The organism is Caballeronia sp. LZ001, assembly GCF_031450875.1.
Lineage (GTDB): Bacteria > Pseudomonadota > Gammaproteobacteria > Burkholderiales > Burkholderiaceae > Caballeronia.
In genome coordinates this window covers 4,022,550-4,040,351 of record NZ_JARTVX010000004.1, presented here as the reverse complement: position 1 = coordinate 4,040,351, position 17,802 = coordinate 4,022,550, and the positions used below count along the sequence as shown (strand labels likewise).

The 17,802-nt window shown below is 61.0% G+C and carries 13 protein-coding genes; 1 reads left to right on the top strand and 12 read right to left on the bottom strand.

The window, feature by feature from the left end; genetic code table 11:
* Nucleotides 1-5 precede the first annotated feature (5 nt).
* The 3 genes from P9292_RS29895 to P9292_RS29885 form a co-directional block, all read right to left on the bottom strand.
* Nucleotides 6-464: a hypothetical protein gene (locus P9292_RS29895; RefSeq protein WP_244826034.1), complete on the bottom strand. Its 459-nt coding sequence runs from the start codon at nucleotides 462-464 to the stop codon at nucleotides 6-8.
* Nucleotides 465-593: 129 nt separating this feature from the next.
* A complete protein-coding gene (locus tag P9292_RS29890; protein WP_309962600.1) occupies nucleotides 594-2,327 on the bottom strand; it encodes a GMC family oxidoreductase in 1,734 nt (577 codons plus the stop codon).
* Between the two features lie 384 nt (nucleotides 2,328-2,711).
* Nucleotides 2,712-3,347 carry a DapH/DapD/GlmU-related protein gene (locus tag P9292_RS29885; protein ID WP_309962598.1) on the bottom strand — a complete coding sequence of 212 codons (636 nt, stop codon included), beginning with the start codon at nucleotides 3,345-3,347 and terminating at the stop codon, nucleotides 2,712-2,714.
* A gap of 518 nt (nucleotides 3,348-3,865) precedes the next feature.
* Here P9292_RS29885 and P9292_RS29880 point away from each other — a divergent pair.
* A complete protein-coding gene (locus P9292_RS29880) occupies nucleotides 3,866-4,330 on the top strand; it encodes a hypothetical protein (protein ID WP_244826037.1) in 465 nt (154 codons plus the stop codon).
* A gap of 72 nt (nucleotides 4,331-4,402) precedes the next feature.
* Here the strand turns inward: P9292_RS29880 and P9292_RS29875 are convergent, their stop codons facing one another.
* The 9 genes from P9292_RS29875 to P9292_RS29835 form a co-directional block, all read right to left on the bottom strand.
* Nucleotides 4,403-5,728, bottom strand: coding sequence for a glycosyltransferase WbuB (locus P9292_RS29875; protein WP_309962595.1), 1,326 nt, complete (start codon nucleotides 5,726-5,728; stop codon nucleotides 4,403-4,405).
* Between the two features lie 156 nt (nucleotides 5,729-5,884).
* Nucleotides 5,885-7,027, bottom strand: a complete 1,143-nt coding sequence (locus tag P9292_RS29870) for a glycosyltransferase family 4 protein (RefSeq protein ID WP_250465405.1) — start codon at nucleotides 7,025-7,027, stop codon at nucleotides 5,885-5,887.
* A 44-nt stretch (nucleotides 7,028-7,071) separates the two neighbouring features.
* Nucleotides 7,072-8,025, bottom strand: a complete 954-nt coding sequence (locus P9292_RS29865; protein WP_309962594.1) for a GDP-L-fucose synthase — start codon at nucleotides 8,023-8,025, stop codon at nucleotides 7,072-7,074.
* Nucleotides 8,026-8,030: 5 nt separating this feature from the next.
* On the bottom strand, nucleotides 8,031-9,149 hold the full coding sequence (gene gmd, locus P9292_RS29860) for a GDP-mannose 4,6-dehydratase (RefSeq protein ID WP_244826041.1): 1,119 nt from the start codon (nucleotides 9,147-9,149) through the stop codon (nucleotides 8,031-8,033).
* Between the two features lie 88 nt (nucleotides 9,150-9,237).
* Nucleotides 9,238-11,466: a polysaccharide biosynthesis tyrosine autokinase gene (locus P9292_RS29855; protein ID WP_309962592.1), complete on the bottom strand. Its 2,229-nt coding sequence runs from the start codon at nucleotides 11,464-11,466 to the stop codon at nucleotides 9,238-9,240.
* 69 nt (nucleotides 11,467-11,535) lie between these two features.
* On the bottom strand, nucleotides 11,536-12,696 hold the full coding sequence (locus P9292_RS29850) for a polysaccharide biosynthesis/export family protein (RefSeq protein ID WP_244826045.1): 1,161 nt from the start codon (nucleotides 12,694-12,696) through the stop codon (nucleotides 11,536-11,538).
* Between the two features lie 50 nt (nucleotides 12,697-12,746).
* Nucleotides 12,747-14,126: an undecaprenyl-phosphate glucose phosphotransferase gene (locus P9292_RS29845; protein ID WP_250465406.1), complete on the bottom strand. Its 1,380-nt coding sequence runs from the start codon at nucleotides 14,124-14,126 to the stop codon at nucleotides 12,747-12,749.
* A gap of 129 nt (nucleotides 14,127-14,255) precedes the next feature.
* A complete protein-coding gene (locus P9292_RS29840; RefSeq protein ID WP_309962590.1) occupies nucleotides 14,256-15,785 on the bottom strand; it encodes a mannose-1-phosphate guanylyltransferase/mannose-6-phosphate isomerase in 1,530 nt (509 codons plus the stop codon).
* Between the two features lie 163 nt (nucleotides 15,786-15,948).
* On the bottom strand, nucleotides 15,949-16,962 hold the full coding sequence (locus P9292_RS29835; RefSeq protein ID WP_244826049.1) for a GlxA family transcriptional regulator: 1,014 nt from the start codon (nucleotides 16,960-16,962) through the stop codon (nucleotides 15,949-15,951).
* Nucleotides 16,963-17,802: the final 840 nt, after the last annotated feature.

Genomic DNA, 17,802 nt, shown 5'->3' with positions numbered 1-17,802 from the left:
CGTGCTTATTTCGCGACCAGATTGGCCTTCAGGTAATCGACGAAGCCGTTCTGCGTGGCGATGATCTTTTCCGCGCAGCCGTTGTAGTCCGAGCCGACGGTGCGCTCTTCGCCGTACATGTCGCGGCATTGTGCATATAGCACGATGGTTGCGCCACTGCCCTTCGCCGTGCGCGTCGCCGAATAGACCGGCTTGCCTGAGCCTGAAGGCATGTCGGTGTCGATCGCGACATCGTCCGCGCGCAACAGACGTTCCTTCGAACTTTTTTCCACATACGTCTTCGTCAGCTTCCAGGCCGCGTCGCATTGCGCGGCGTCGTTGCATTCGACGGTCGCGTTGCGCTGCGCCTCTTCGAGCGATTGCTCGGTGCGCGTGAAGCGGCCAGCCTTCTGCGCCTCGGTTTCGGAGAACGAGCAGGCTACGAGCAAGAGCTGGGCAAGTGTCAGGGCGATAAGCAGTTTCACGAGCGATATACCTAAAAAGCCGGGTGTGGACGGCGATTATAGCGATGCCCGCTCGCACGCATCAAAACGAAACGCCGCCGGTCCTCGACGACCGGCGGCGTTTTGCGCTTCAGGTGCTGCTGCCCTGCCTCACGCCTTGCTCAGATCACCCGGCATATGCATGGCCGATGCGGCCATCGGCATTTCCTCGGTGACGATACCCTTGAGCGGCGTGCCGGACGAAGAGACGAGCGTCGCTGCCGGCGTGCTTTCATCGTTCTTCAGCATGCGGCCGAGATGGCTACCGAGACGCAGGGTCATCGCGGCGATCGTGATGGTCGGGAAGTTTGCGCCAACCGTCGGGAACACCGAGCTGCCCGCCACATACAGGTTGCTCATGCCGTGAATCTTCAGGTTGCGATCGACCACGCCTTCCTTCTCCGAGTCGTGCATGCGCGTCGTGCCCATGTGATGCCATGTGCCTTCGAGCTGCGCGGGCCACGGCTTGCCTTCGAGCGGCTCGTCGAGCTCCACGTCGGCCACGCCGCCGCGCTTCAGTTCCTCGGCAAGAAGCGTCACCGTGCGATCGAAGGTGCGCTTCACGAGCTCGGTCACTTGCCAGTCCACCGACACGCGATTCATTCCGAGCGCGTCTTTCTGCGCCGAGAGCGTCACGCGGCTGTCGCGATTCGGCTCCGCTTCCACGATCGTCTGAATCTTCACTTCGGTGATGAGCGAACGCGGTTGCAACAGACGCGCAAGACCGAAGCACGCGGTATCGACGGGATGCGCCATCATGGTCATGAGGTCGCCCGCCATGCTGTAGCCCGGCTGATCCTTCTTGAGCATGGCCTGTTTCGCGCGGATCAACGCTTCGGAACCCTCGGTGTTCTCACCACGAAACACCGAATAGAACCACGAGCGCGCGTTCAGGAGCTTCTCGCGTTCCAGCACGGACTGCGTGAGCGCGAATTGCGAAGAGATGAACGTACCGTGCGCCGAGACCGCCTTGTTCTGATAGTGATACTTGATGTCGTAGAGCTTGTTGCGCGCCCATTCCTTCTTGAAGTTCACCTTCGCCGACATGATGCGCGGATGGTCCATGAAGTAACGGCCCACCAGATCGTTGCCGTTGCCGAGACCCGCCTTCTGCACCTTGTTCGACGACAACAACAGACGCGCGTTTTCGATACCGCCTGTCGCGAGCACGAAGACCTTCGCGCGAATCGCAAAGCGCCGGCCGCTGATGGTGCCGATATCGATCTTCGTGACGGTGCGTGCGTCGGTGTCGGTGTCGATGTTCATTGCGTTCGCGTACAGCATCACGCGCACGTTCTTCGCATCGAGCAGATGCTTGCGATACACCTTGCCGAAGCGCACCGGCGGGCTGAACTGCGAGATCGTGTCGCGCACCTTGCCCGTCGGGAATGGATGACGCTTGACATCCGAACGATGAATCGCCGCTTCCCAGTAGGCCGGATCGAAATTATTCTCGCCGAGCTGCAGCAGTTGATGCGTGCGCGCATAGTAAGGGCGCAACTCGTCCAGGCCGAAAGGCCAGCCGCTGTCTTTCACCCAGTCGCGCTTTTCGAAATCCCACGGATCGAGCGGACGGCACCAGCCGCCCCAGCAATTGCTGCTGCCGCCGAGAAAGCGGCTGCGGCAACCGTCGGCGAACTCGTACGGCACGCCGACGTTCTCGCCGCGATACAGATCGCGCGTTTCGTCGTCCGCTTTGTACCCGCCGCTTTCCAGGAGGCACGCGTCGATGCCCTGCCTTTCGAGTTCGAGCGCCAGCGTGATGCCGGCCACCCCCGCCCCGACGATGCAGACCGTGGTATCGATTACCGCGCCTTGCTCTACGCTTCGGCTGTCAATGAACATGCCCCGTGCTCCTTCTTACTCGTGCTTAAGCGGTGTGCCATGTTGCCGGCAATGCACCGCGCCCCTGACCCGTTGTCCAAACGCCGCATCCGGTTGCGAGTCGTCGCTCGTCTTGGCGACGCATCTTCTTGCCGGATTCGAACGATCCCGACGGCGCCCTGTACGCCATATACGCGCTATTCGCGCTTGTTCGCGTGTGCTGCCGCAGGGCTCCGCATGAGCTTGCAAGTCTCCTTCGCTGTCGGTTCACGAAAGCCCGCCGTGATACGCGGCATCGAATGCCCGCATCACGCCGCGCGCGCTTTGTCTCCGTGCCTCAGATGTCTTGTGCTTTCAAAAACGACCGGGCCGCGTCGATCACGAAGCGCGCGACCGCGATAAAACTCATGCAGGGAAGCGTTTTTTGATGAAGCGCACTGGGTTGCCGCCATACACGCCTTCCGCATCGAGCGAACGATGCACGACGGAAAGCGGTGTGACGACTGCCGAGCGCCCGATGGTCACGCCCATCTGCACCACGCATTTCGAAGTGATCCAGACGCCGTCTTCGATCACGATCGGTGCGACCTGCAAGTCCATGTTGCCGCCCACGTCGTGCGAGCCGGTAGTCAGAAACGCGCCCTGCGAGATGCAGACGTTGGAGCCGATGCGAATCGTGGTCTGGTTGTAGATCCAGGCATCGACGCCGAACCAGCAGTTGTCGCCGACCTCGAGATTCCACGGCGCCTTCACGCGAATGGGATGCGGCATGCGGCAGTTGCTGCCGATACGCGCGCCGAATGCGCGCAGAAGCGCCACGCGCACACACGAGACCGGGATGAGCTTGTTATTGATGAAGCATGCTTCGATGAAGAACCACACGAGCTCGGTCAGAAAGCCGCGCTTCGCAACGAAGTTGCCGGGACCCGCGAGCGACAGGTCGATGACCTTGCCCGACGCCGTCGCGCGCCGTGTGGCAGTCTCGCCAGCGTTGCCATTTCTGGCCGCGCCGATGCCACGCTCTTCGATCGCTCTGTCCATTAGGAACCCCCGCCCCAGTCACTCCGCTTCACTACTCGCCCAGCTGCCCGCATACTGCCGATTCATTGCTGTGCAGCGCTTGTCGCACGGTGCCTGTCATCGAGCGCGCTTTTGTTTTCTGGCGACTCGTGTTTGGCCTTGTCCTTAAGTACGCTTCAAGGCGTACTCGTCTTACCTTTTCTGATACGCATGATCGCTTGAGATGCCTTGCATGCCGCCCGCCCGTTGCCAGGGAAAGCATGCCTATGCAGCGCGGCTCAGGCGCATACGGTAGGTTGATTATCGGCGAAGGGTGCACGAGCCCGCGTGCGCTAATACACGAATGGCCGCATCTGCAGGGCTTTTGGCGGTAGTGATCGGTTCCGCGCCATATCCTGTTTTAATGTCCGATTTATTCGTTGCATGCGTTGTATCCGGGTTCACCGAATCGATGCAGGAAGCGCACCGAATGAGGTCTTGCGACCAGACAATCACCTGCCGACTTGCGGAAACTTCGCACTACCGTTTTGGAGATTTCGATGAAAAACGCGCTACGTGTAGTGCTTTTACCGCTCATCGCCGCGACCGCGTTCGCCGCGGCGCCCTTTGCGCATGCAGGCAATTTCGCCGATGCCGCCATGAGCAACGGTCAGGCCGCGGGCGGCGCGGGTGAGATGGACTTGCTAGGAAGTCCATCGACGTATTCGGACCCGTATGGCGCGCCGACCAACGGCAAAGGTGGTAAGCGCGGACCCATCACGAACGGGCAGACCACTGAGGGCATCTCGCCCACCGACAAGTTGCTGGCCCAGCAGAACGGCTATGTCGGCAATCCCGGTGCCGGTGCGCAGTTGCGGGCAACGGGTCGAAGAAACGATGCAGCCACCGCCAAGGCCATGTTGATGCCGCAAGGCGCGGCGGCCACGCTCTATCCCACGCCGGCGGGACTCAAGCCTCCGGCCAATGCCGCGCGCGCCAGAGACATCTACAAGTCGCCCTACTAAAAACACAAGGGTTCGTCTTCGATGAAAGACGAACCCTTGCAAGTCACGTGAAACAGCCGGCGCGATGCTCTGCTATTCGATCTTCTCGACGACAGGCGCACGCTCGATAAACATATCCGTCTCCGCCGGCCGCGCAGCCGCTTCCTTGATCCGCACCGGCGCCGCATGCGGAACCGGCTTGCCGATGAGCGATATCAAGCGGTCTTCGAGGCGTGCAAACACGGAAGCCGGCGACAGACGTTCTTGTGCGAAGAGCCGTCCTTGCTCGCCATGCGAAGCCCGCAACTCCGGGTCGCCGATCAGCATTTCTATCGCATCGGTCAGGTCCTTCGCGCTCTCCGGCTTGATCACGACACCACGTCCATTGACGGCTTCGTAGAGTTCCGTGCCGCCATGCGCCATGGCAATCACGGCGCGTGAACTGGCGAACATGCCGGTGAGCTTCGAAGGCATCACCAGATCGGCGACATCGCCGCGTTGCGGAAGCACGTGGACATCGGCGAGATTGAGCAGTTCGTTCAGACGCTCAACCGGCTGAAGGCACATGAAGCGCGTGTTCTTGAGACCTGCGCAACGCTTCTGCAATTCCGCCTTGGTCGCGCCGTTACCGCAAAACACGAAGACGATGTCATCGCGCGATGCGAGTGCGGCGGCGGCATCGGCCAATACTTCGAGGCCTTGCTTCGCGCCCATGTTGCCCGAATAGAGCACGACGCCCGTATGTTCTCCGATCCCGAGTTCACGACGAAACTCGCTCGGACGATCGAGCGGAAAGATCGCGCCGGTATCGACCCAGTTGGGCAGATGGAACACGCGCGTCAGCTCCACGCCCTTCTTCACCGCGCGATCGACCATCTTGTCGGAAATCGACGAGACCACGTCGAAGTGCTTCATCAGCCAGCGTTCGAAGCCGAGCGCCATGCGGCTGGCGCGCGCGTTCTTGAGCAGGCCGAGATCGAAGGCGGCATCGACCTCGAAATCCTGAATATGCAGCCATGAACGCGCGCCGGTCAGACGTGCCAACGCAAGTGCGCCAGGCGCGTTGGCGAGGCTCGGTGCAATGCTCATCACGATATGCGGACGCCACGCCACATGCGCCGCGAGCGCGGGCATGGACGCCAGCGCGAACGACGCAAGATGCAACATGCGCTTTGCGCCGCTCGGCTTCTTAGGCACCCATAGCGGCGCGCGCCATACACGCACGCCCTTGCGCGACTCGATACGATGAAGCCAGCTTCGATACCCCTCGCCGACCTTCCACTCCGGGTAGTATGGCGGCGCGCAGACGACGCGCACTTCGTGGCCGCCCGCGGCCAGTGCTTCTGCCATCTCTGCCGTGTACTTGCCGGTTCCCGTCAGCTCGGGCGCGTAATTCAGCCCGTAGATCAGTATTCTCATTTGGTCCCTCGCCCGACTAACGCGCCTTTCGCTCCGAACGGCTTTCGCGTCCGGCAAGGCGCCAGCTACCAGGCGCGCAGGACCGCGCGTCTGGCAGCGTCTCTTCACTACCTGTGTGCGTCTTCCTCCATCTACCGTCCCGCCTTCGCCACCCGTTTAGTTGGTCAGCAAGAGCGCGCAGCCTCGCGCGATATTGGCAGCCGCCGTGGGCGGATCGAAGCGCTGAATCACATCGGTGCAACGGCTCGCCGTGCCCGCCGTATCGGCGAACGCTTCCAACGACTTGAGCATCGTGCGATGCAAGGCCGCCACATCGCCCGCAGGGAAGGAGTAACCCGATACCCCTTCCACCACGAGTTCCGGAACGCAGCCGCAGCTTTCGCTGACGATGACCGGACAACCATGACTCAATGCTTCGTTCGTGACGAGACCCCACGGTTCACGCCGGCTCGGCAACACCATGCACGTCGCGCTGAAATACTCGCGCGACAGGGGCGCGTCTTGCAGACTGCCGAGAAACTGCACGGATTCCTCGAGACCAGCCTCTTTCACTTGCTGCTTCAACGCGTCGCCGAGCGGGCCCGTACCTACGATACGCAGCTGGGCATCCGGCACGCTCTTCTTCAGCGTACTGAACGCTTCGACCAACGTATCAATACCCTTCTCGGCGGACAGACGTCCGACATACAGGAACACCGGCTTGTTGCCTTGCCGATGTAGAAGCCGGTCATCACCCACCGTCTTCGGTGAAAACGAACGCGGCAGCGCGGCAGCCTGACAAGGGATGAAGATGTTCTCCTGCTTCGCACCGAGCGACATCAGATACTCGCGGCTGCGCGTACCGAAAGCGAAGTAACCATCGCACAGCGCGAAGAACACGCGCTTCGGAATGGAGGTCAACATGCGGCGCGGATTGTCACGTGCAGTTGAATCGCAGAACACAGCGCGGCGCTTTCCGGTGAGAATGCACGCGGCCATCATCGCCCAATATTCCGGACGGTGATACCCCGGCAAAACCACGAGATCGGACTTCGCCTTGAGCACTTCCCAAGTGAGACGCATGGTCATGCGCCAGGTCGGCACGTCTTCATAGCAGCCGCTGTATAGCTTTCTCATCGGGTAGCGGTGGAACGAATAGTCGACATCGGAAAAGCCGATGCGATCGTGCTCCGTATCCGCGATCTGCACCATTGAATAACGAATAGAGCCGGACCCCGAGATGTTATGCAACGCGGACAAAACTTCGCCTTTATGCCGCGACCACACGACGTTATGAAAAATGGTCACTGATGCTGACATTTCTTTTGCGTCCTTTGGAAAGGATTCGATATGTTCGCGGCTGGCTATGCGGCGACCGGCGTTTGCATCGATTCGTCACGCGAGAGGAAGTCCCCGTACGTCGCGCGGATGCCTTCTTCCAGTGCGATCGACGCCTTCCATCCCATGCCTTCGAGCTTTGAAACATCGAGCAGCTTGCGCGGCGTGCCGTCGGGCTTGCTGGCATCGAACTCGAGTTGACCGTCGAAGCCGACCACTCGACAAATCATATGCGCGAGTTCGCGGATGGTCAGGTCTTCACCTGTCCCGACGTTAAATACGCCTTCGCTGATGTCGCTTTCCATGAGGAAGGTCGCGGCATCGGCGAGATCGTCGACATGCAGGAACTCGCGACGCGGCGTGCCCGATCCCCAGACCGGCAATGTCGCATCCCCTCGTTGCTTCGCTTCGTGCGCCTTGCGAATCAGCGCGGGCAGCACGTGACTGCTCTTCAGGTCGTAGTTGTCGTTCGGGCCGTAGAGATTCGTCGGCATGACCGAGACGAACTTCGTGCCGTACTGACGGTTGTACGCCTCGCACATCTTGAGGCCCGCGATCTTCGCAATCGCATAGGCTTCGTTGGTCGGCTCAAGCGCCGATTGCAGGAGATATTCTTCCTTGATCGGCTGCGGGCAGGCCTTCGGGTAGATGCACGACGAACCGAAGAACACGAGCTTGCTCACGTTCCAGCGGCAGGCCGCGTGGATCACGTTGGTCTGGATCGCTAGGTTCTCGTAGATGAACGAGGCGGGCATCGTCGAATTCGCGAGGATGCCCCCTACGCGCGCCGCCGCGAGAAACACCACGTCGATATGCTCTTCCTCGAAGAACAGGTTCACCGCGCCCTGGTCGGTGAGATCGAGATGCGCCTTCGTGCGCGTCACGATGTTGCGGTAGCCGGCCTTATTGAGCCGGCGCACCAGCGCCGAGCCCACCATGCCGCGATGTCCCGCCACGAAAATGCGTGCGTGCTTGTCCATGCGCTTTACTCGTGATGTTCCAGGGCCTTGAAACCGGCGAGCGTGACGAGTGCGTCGCGTCGGGCAATCTGATAGTCCGCGCGCACCATCTCCTTGACGAGCGTCTGGAAGGTGGTCTGCGGACGCCAGCCGAGCTTGGCATGCGCCTTCGACGGATCGCCGAGCAGCGTTTCAACTTCGGTCGGACGGAAGTAGCGCGGATCGACGCGCACGATCACCTGACCCGGCTTCAGCTTCGTCTCGCGGCCTTCCACTCGATCGACGATACCCACTTCATCCACGCCCTCGCCTTCGAAGCGCACGTGTACGCCGAGTTCGGCCGCTGCCTGTTGCACGAATTCACGCACGCTGTATTGCACGCCCGTTGCAATCACGAAGTCTTCCGGCTGCTCTTGCTGCAGCATCATCCATTGCATCTCGACGTAGTCGCGCGCATGGCCCCAGTCGCGCAGCGCGGACATGTTGCCGAGGTACAGATCGTCCTGCATGCCGACCGCGATACGCGCGATGGCGCGCGTGATCTTGCGCGTGACGAAAGTCTCGCCGCGCACCGGCGATTCGTGGTTGAACAGAATGCCGTTGCATGCATACATGCCATACGCTTCGCGGTAGTTCACCGTGATCCAGTAGGCGTAGAGCTTCGCGACCGCATAGGGGCTGCGCGGATAGAAAGGCGTGGTTTCGCGCTGGGGAATTTCCTGCACGAGACCATAGAGTTCGGAGGTCGATGCCTGATAGAAACGCGTCTTCTTTTCGAGGCCGAGAATGCGGATCGCTTCGAGAATACGCAGCGCCCCGAGACCGTCGGCGTTGGCCGTGTATTCCGGTTCCTCGAACGACACCGCAACGTGGCTTTGTGCCGCGAGGTTATAGATTTCGTCGGGCATCACGCGCTGGATGATACGCACGAGGCTCGTCGAATCCGTAAGGTCGCCGTGATGCAGAAACAGACGCTGGTCCGGATCGTGCGGATCACGATACAGGTGATCGATGCGGTCAGTGTTGAAGAGCGAACTACGGCGCTTGATGCCGTGCACCTCATAGCCTTTTTCGAGCAGCAATTCGGCCAGGTACGACCCGTCTTGCCCCGTGATGCCCGTGATCAAAGCGACTTTGCGGTCCATGCTTAACCTCTCGTATGCGGTCTGAGTGTTGGCGCGCCCATGCACATGGTGCGCGCCGGTCATTGTTCTTACAGGCGGCGTCCGGTTTTTATTCTGCGATGCTTTCGTAGCCGTAATAGCCAGCGTAGGTGCTGCTCATCAACATCTTCGATTGCGGTACATCCGTGAGCAGTACGCCCTTCATGTTCACGCCGCCGTGATGCAGGCGCTTCATCGTTTCCCCGATTTCCTGCACCTGATTCTTGCCATGCCGCACGACGAGAAGACTCGTGCCCGCATGCTTGCCGATCACCGTTGCGTCGGTCACCGCCAGCACCGGCGGGGTATCGACGATCACGAGGTCATACAGTTGCTTCAAATGCTCGAGCACTTCGCCCAGGCGATCGCTTGCCAGCAGTTCCGACGGATGCGAAGGCAGCGAGCCCTTGGTGATCAGGTCCACGCCCGGCAGGACATCGTGCAGAATCGCGCTCGTCACGTCCGCGCCCATCAGCACATCCGACAGACCCGGCGAATGACGCACGCCGAAATGCGAGTGAATGTCGCCACGGCGCATGTCGCCGTCGATCAGAAGCACGCGCTTTCTCGTCGATGCAACCAGCGTCGCCAGATTCACCGAAAGGAACGACTTACCCGCTTCAGGACGCGAACCGGTGAGCATCACCACGTTGTTGCGCGCATCGGCCAGTTGCAGGTTGAGCGACGTGCGCAGGCCGCGAATGCCTTCGACAGCGGCATCTTCCGGCGCTTGCGCGGCAAGCACGTGCAGTCCTTCGCGGCGCATGCCCACCTTGCGTTGCAGACGCAGTTGCTGCGTGCTGCGCGGCACGATGGCGAACACACGCACGCCGAGTTGCTTTTCGATCTCTTCCGGACGTTCGACACCGCCGTACAGGGACTTGCGCACGAAGGCGATCAGGATGCCGAGCACGAGGCCGATACCGGCTGCGATCAGGATCACGATCACGCGCTTCGGACGGACAGGATCATCCGGCGCTTGCGCATAGTCGACCACGCGCACGTTGCCAATCTGCCCGGCCTTCGCAATGCGCAGTTGCTGCGCGCTGTTCAAGAGGTTCGTGTAGAGCTCGGTGTTGACACGCACGTCACGCAGATAACGCAGCGCGGTCTGCTCGGTATCCGGCAGCGTCGAGACGTTCTTGCCGAGACGCGTTTGCGCGCCGGTGAGCGATGCGATCTGCGCATCGAGCGCCTGCACCGACGGATGGTTGGCCGTAAAGCGCAGCGACAGTTCGGCGCGTTGCTGTTGCAGGTCCGTGAGCTTGGTCTTGTTATCGACGATCTGTTGCAGCAGCAGGCGGCTTTCCTCGGAAAGGTCGACCGTGCCTTGCTTGTTGCGGAACGTGTTGTACTTCTGCTCGGCTTCGTCCAGTTGCTTCTTCAGAATGGGCAACTGCTGATCGAGGAACGACAGCGTGTTCTCGGCTTCGGCGGAACGCTTGTTGGCGTCCTGCGCGACGTAGCGATTAGCGATGTTGTTGACGATCTGCGCGATTTCCTTCGGGTTGCCGCCTTCGAGGCTCAAACCGATGATGCCCGATTGCAGCGCCGTTTCCGCCACCGTCAGACGCTTCTGGAGATTGTCGATGGTCGTGAGCGTCGAGAAGCGTTGCAGTTCAAACTGCACGCCTGCCGGGCTTTCGAGCTTGTCCACCTTGAGCTTGACCGGACCGAACGCGGTCACGCCCGCGGCTTCCTGGCCGACCTTGCCCGTGAGAATGGAAACGCCGTCCGGGTCGTTCAGCACGTAGGTGCCGTTTTCTCCGGCGACCAGCGTGAACTTCTTTTCGTAGAGTTCCTTCGGCGTGTCGAAGAGCGGCACGTCGATCTGTTCATTGCCCCACGCAAAGCGCGAGAGGTAGCCCGAGGGAATGGGCATGTTGAACATGTTGAACACGCTGCCAACCACACCGCCCACGAAGGGCATGGTGTGCGGAAGCGCGCTGATGTCGAGGTGCAGACGGCGCACCGTGTCGTCGACGACGAGGCGCGAGCGCAGCAGTTCGATCTGCGCGGCCGTGGTCGACTTCGCGTCGAACATCTGCGAGACGGCCTGCAATGCGTTGGGGTTCGCCTGAGCGTTGCCCGCGTTATTCGACTCTTCCACCTGGATCAGCGCGTCGGCCTTGTAGGTCGGCGGCGCGATGAAAGCGTACGCGGCACCCAGTGCGACCACCGCGAGCATCACGGTCATCACGAGCTTCCAGTTGCCCAGTACAGCGGCCAGGTAGTCGGATAATCGCAACTCGTCGCCGGTCGAGACGTCCGAGTATCGTGTATCAAAGTTCATGGCCATGGTCTCGCTCGCTCTTTCTTTAAGTCGCACAAGGTGGACCGGCGCGCCCCTGCGCACCGGTCTTGACGCTTACTTTGTAATCACGGCCGCGGTCAGGCCTGCATTGATCGCCGGCAGCAACAGGTTAAGCACGCGGCTGAAACGGACGAGTCCGTTGTTATCCACGTAGACGACATCCTTCGGTTGCAATTCGAAACTGTTCGCAAGCAGCATGGACACAGGCGAACGCGCGTCCAGCTTGTAGACTTCAGGCGTATCGGTCTGGCCATTGCGGATCACATACAGCTCCTTCGGATCCGAAGTCTCGGCGTTGAAGCTGCCGGCTTGCGAGATCGCGTCGGACAAGGTCAGCTTGCCGTTGCGCATCGGGATCACGGTGGCGGGCTTGGTCACTTCGCCCATCACGTAGACGCCGTTCTCGTCGCGCGAATCGATACGCAGCGCATCGCCCGGCTTGAGCATGATGTCCGACGGGCTGCGGCCCTTCGAGGTCATGCTGGCCATGTTGATGTGATACGTGACGCCATCGCGGATCAACGTGACGCGGCTCTGGTCCGCCGTCGTCGCGAAACCGCCCGCGCGTCCGATCGCCTCGGTCAACGTCATCGGAATGTCGTTGATCTGTTGCGAGCCGGGCGTACGCACGTCGCCGTCGATATACACCTGCGAAGCGCGGAACGAAGCCACGCGCACCGTCACCTGCGGCTTCACGAAAACCTTCGACAACTCCGAGTACAGCTCGCGCTGCACTTGCGATTCCGTCTTGCCCGCGACGTGCAGCGTGCGGTTCACATACGGGAACTGCAAGTTGCCGTCCGCATCGACGATAAAGCCGGGAGCGGCATCCGCGATACGCGTCTGCTGGGCCGGCTGGCCGAGCGCCGCCACGAGTTCCGGGTGATCCCATACCGTGATCTGCAGCACGTCGCCCACGCCGAGCTTGTACGGCGTCGCCTTGCCGTAGAGGCTCGCATTCGGATCGTCGGTGGCCGACGGTTGCGCGGCCTTCAACTTGCGCACGAGCGAGAGATCGATCGGCGTGATCGGAATGTTGACCGTGGTTGCCGGGTCGCCCTGGTCCGTCGAAGTTTCGACGAGAGCCGCGGGCTTCTCCATCTTCATACCCGGTGCGAGACCGCAGCCTGCCATCACGACGCAAAGCGTGGCTGCCGCCGCAAGGCTGCTGAGCCGGAAGCCCGACGACTTCGACATTTGGATATTGGCGGCCATGGAGATGCTGCCTGGTTGTTGTTGGTTGTGCATGTAGGTCGTCCCCTGCATCAGTAAGCGTTGGTGTGGCGTAGTCCCTTGAAGATCGTAGCGGCGATGATTCTCATATCGAGTCCGAACGACCAATTACCGAGGTAGTACAAGTCATGAGCGACGCGTCCTTCCATTTTTTCGATGCGGTCGGTTTCCCCGCGAAAGCCGTTGACCTGAGCCCAGCCGGTGATGCCCGGCTTGATCCGGTAACGATGGATGTACCCCGACACGACCTTTTGATAAAGGTCGTCATGTTCGAGTGCGTGCGGACGCGGGCCCACGACCGACATGTCGCCGCGCAGAACGTTGAAGAACTGCGGCAGCTCATCGAGGCTGGTACGGCGCAGGAACGCTCCGACACGAGTCACGCGCGGATCATTGCGCGTGGCCTGACGAAGCACTCCGGCCTGTTCCGTGTGCATGCGCATCGAACGGAACTTGTAGATGTTGAAGACGCGGCCATCCGCGCCTTTACGGCGTTGCGTGAAGAGCACCGGACCGCGCGAAGACAGCTTCACGGCGATGGCGCAGGCAATCAGCAAGGGAGCGACGGCGATGATCGCGGCAAGCGCGAAGGCGCGGTCGAAGAGTTCTTTCTGCAGAAGCGCGCTGGGCGACAACGGCGAGGCGACGAGATTGATGGCGGGTTCGCCGAGCAGATCCGTCACACCGCTTTCGAAGAGCGCGAGGCTGCGCACGTCGGGAATGAAACGCACGTTGACGAGGTCGTTGCGGAACTCGTTCACGAAACGAAGGATGGTGCGTTCTTCCGAGAGCGGCAAGGCGAGCCAGACTTCATGCACGTTCTGGGTACGCACGTAGTCGACGAACGCGTCGAAGTCTTCGTACACCGGAACGCGCGTGTTGAGACGGCCCTGACCGGGCGTTGCGTTGAACGCGGCGCTGGCGCGAAAGCCGGCGTCGGTCGTGCGGTCGATCTTTCTAACGATGGAATCGCAATGCTTGCCGCAACCGACGATCGCCACCTGGTGCAGGTTGAGACCGGCGTTGCGTACATTGGCGAGGACCGCATGGGTGAGCAGACGGCCGGCGATCAGAAGCGCGCCGGACATCGCGGTCCAGTAGGCGAACCAGAGGCGCGAGACGTAGTCGAGGCGATGCAGCGAGAACATCAGCGCAAGTGCGCAGCCCTGCACGACGAGCCAGCCCAGTGAGACCTGGCACGCGAGCATGAGCTTGCTGCGGCCGCGCCACGATTCGTAGACGCCGAAGCCGGGAAACAGCGCGAGCGAGAAAGCCGCCGCAAAGGCGACGAACGCCACCGAATAGGCGTGTGCCTCTATGTACTCGAACCGGATCTGCGACGCCACAGCGGCGCCGCCGACGATCATGGCCACGTCAAAAAGACGCGCCAGCAATCCTTGTAAATCGCGCATGTCATTCCCCCGAACGCAATCGCTTGTTGCCTGACACCACCTGCCTCTTTTGTCCTCCCTTCGCGTAACGGTCTTTATGTCGTTGGTTACCGCTGCAAAGAAGACTGCCTTGTTCGTATGCGCCGTCGATCAGCTGCGGCCATACGTATCGTCGAAGCGCACGATGTCGTCTTCGCCGAGATAACTGCCGGACTGCACTTCGATCATTTCGAGCGGTACCTTGCCCGGGTTTTCCAGACGGTGACGCACGCCGAGCGGAATGAAGGTCGATTCGTTTTCCGAGAGCAGGAACTGCTCTTCGCCACGCGTGACGAGCGCCGTGCCGCTCACGACGATCCAGTGCTCCGCGCGATGGTGATGCATCTGCAACGAGAGCTGTGCGCCCGGCGTCACGACGATGCGCTTCACCTGGAACCGCTCGCCATGTTCGATGGAGTCGTAGAAGCCCCACGGACGGCGCACCTTGCGATGGGTGTCGGCTTCCGGCGCATGCTGCTCGCGGATACGCGCGACGAGACCCTTGATGTCCTGCACGCGGGAACGGTCGGCCACGAGCACGGCGTCATCCGTTTCCACGACGATGATGTTGGTCGTGCCGACGCAGGCCACGAGACGGCCGCCCTCGGAGCGCGCGTAGCTCGAGGTCGCGCCTTCGAACACCACGCGGCCGCTTGCCACGTTGCCCGAGTCGTCCTTGTCCATCGCGTCCCACACGGCGTCCCACGAACCGAGATCCGACCAGCCCGCGACGAGCGGCACCACCACGCCTTCGCACGGCGCGCTCGGCGTGCCGATGTGTTCCATGACCGCGTAGTCGATCGAATCGGACGGCGCGCGGCCGAATTGCGCGGCCTGCGGACGGATGAACTTGCCGTCGTCCTTGCCTTCCGAAATCGCGGCGCAGCAGGCCGAGTGCATGTCGATGTTGAGCTTCTCGAGCGCGGCGAGCCAGACGCTGGCGCGCACGACGAAGATGCCGCTGTTCCACCAGTACGTGCCCGCGGCGACGTATTGCGCGGCGAGTTCGGCGGCGGGCTTTTCGACGAAGCGGTCGATCTGATGCGCGCCGTCTTCGAGCGCCTGACCGATACGGATATAACCGAAGCCCGTATCCGGGCGCGTCGGCGGAATACCGAGCGTGGCGATCACGCCGCGCTCAGCGTGTTCGGCGGCAATCGCGATTGCGCGATGCAGCGCCGGCAAATCGGCGATGGAGTGATCGGCGGGCATCGCCACCATGATCGCGTCCTGACCGCCCTTCACGGCTTGCAGCGCGGCGAGCGTGAGCGCGGGCGCCGTGTCGCGGCGTGCCGGTTCGACGATGATGCGTGCGTTCACGCCGCTTTCGCGGGTCTGCTCTTCCGTCGTGAAGCGATGCTCTTCACCGCACACGATGATCGGATCGGTTTCGACCTTGAAGTTGCCGGAGAAGCCCTTGAGGCGTCCGACCGTGGCTTGCAAAAGCGAATCGCGGCCAACGATGCCGATCAGTTGCTTCGGGAATTGCTCGCGGGACATCGGCCACAGGCGCGTGCCCGAGCCGCCGGCGAGAATGACGGGCACCAGGCGCCGGCATGCCTCGGCCGTCGTGGCCGAAGACGCTTCTGCGTTCGCTGCGTTCACCGTCACTTCGCTTTCCGTGCGTGCATCATTGCTCATATCAGGACTCCTGCCTGCAAGTTCGAACGCGCAGCATCTGCCGCCCGAGAATGATTGAGTCCCGGACCAATCTGGTCCGGCCAAATGTTCGACGCTAAACGCCATCCTTGTCCGCTACCCGCAGAAGGCGGGGTCTGTCGAACCGGCGTCCAGTCCGAGTGGATCAACCGTTAGCTTCGCGCCGGCTCTGCATCCGATATTCGGTCGGAGAGATCAGAAGGCGCTTGCGAAAAATCTTGGCGAGCCGGTCGCCGTTGCCCATGCCGCTTCTGCGCGCGATCTTGTCCACCGGCAGTTCCGAGTCGGTGAGCAGCGCGCAGGTCACGGCGAGGCGTGCCTGCAACAGATAATCGGACGGCGTGATGCCCATCTCGATCTTGAAGCGGCGCAGAAAGTTGCGCTCGCTCATGGCGGCGACCTGAGCCGCATCGACGACGGAGATCGGCCGCTCGCAGTTGTCCTGGAGCCAGCGCGCCGCCGCGCGAATCTTGTCGCCCGCGGATGCCGCGCCGCTGTCGCCCAGGATGGACACGAGCTTGGCGGCGGACCCCGGCATCAGGCGTTCGGCCACGTTGCGCGAGATGTCCAGCCCGAGGTCGCGCTTGACGAGCAGGAGCGCGCCCTTCATCGATTCGTAGCGATCGCCGCCATCGGCGGACGGTTCGTCGCGCACGAGGTGGATCATGCTGTTGCCGTAGCGCGCCTGCGGGTCGTTGAGGCCCGGATGCACGCTGCCGATACCCGCGGCTTCCAGCACCTTGCGGCCTTCGGAGATCGCCTTGACGACAGTGGTCTTCGAATTCACGCGGCGCACCCATTCGATGATGCGGTCGTCGCGGGCCGCTTCATCCGCGCCGCGACCGCCGGCCACGAAGAGCGCATCGAAACCGCCGTAGTGACGAGCATCGAGACCGTCGGTCCAGACGCGCACCGACGACGAGCACGCGACGTTGCCGCCCTCCACCGAGAGAAAGCGCACGTCGTACTTGCAGTCGGCCTTCGCTTTCACCGACGACAGTTCGTTCGCCATGTGAAAAACTTCCGCGACGATTCCCGCGCCGAGGAGCGAAAATCCGTCGAACAGCAAAATCGCGATGCGTTTCACCTCGGTCTGAGACGGTCTCGTCGCGGGCGGCATCCAACCCATCACTGCGGGTTCGAGAGTGGCGTAAGGCATGGTCATCCTCTGCTGCTTTTTTGTTCCAGGAGTACGGCTTGCGTTCTCGGCCATTGCATTGCATCAAGGACTTTCCCGAACTGCGCCGGGTTGTCGTGACCGATGGGAACGAGAGGTTGGCGGAATCGATCCGTTGGTGTGAATAATAAGCAGACAAAGTTTTTTGTGGTGCGGATTTTCGCTCTTAAACCACAAAATCTGTTCGGTTGTGAGGGTGACCGCACATTGATATCTATCCCCAAATTCTTTTAGCGCAATCGTCCAAAGACTGATGAAACAAATACCGCGATTCATCATACAAACTTTATGCAAAGCGCCGGCTTGAAAAGAATTCGCGTTTCGTAGAAACCGCTTTAGAAACTCCCGCCAAGCCCTAGCGCACGGCCCTGTGCGGCTCACAGACGATTGCGCCCTCGTGGGGGAAGCGTCGAAACTGATTCATCCGTGCAACATCGCATGCTTGGCGACTGTTCAGACGTTTCATCGGAATCGGAAATTTTTGGTTAATCCTCGATCCGGCGCCTACCCTCCAATTGATTAATTAGCTGTCTCGAATTAGATAAGTTTTGGAACGCTAATAATATTTCCTGGATTATATGAGCGCGCCAATCCGGATTATCAAAAACGTTTTGGACGTGGGAATCAAAAGCCGAATTTAATTAATTTTTGAAAGATTTCCTAAGACCTATCCTGCTGCATTGCAAGGCTGCGTTTCGCCGCAAACCACCGTGCACGTTAGACGTGCGCAGCGTGCTTATCCGCCAATGATTAGTCATTTGCGGCGGTTTCTGTTCTGAGCCCCTTTTTTGAATGACCGATTGAAAGAATCTGTAATCTGCA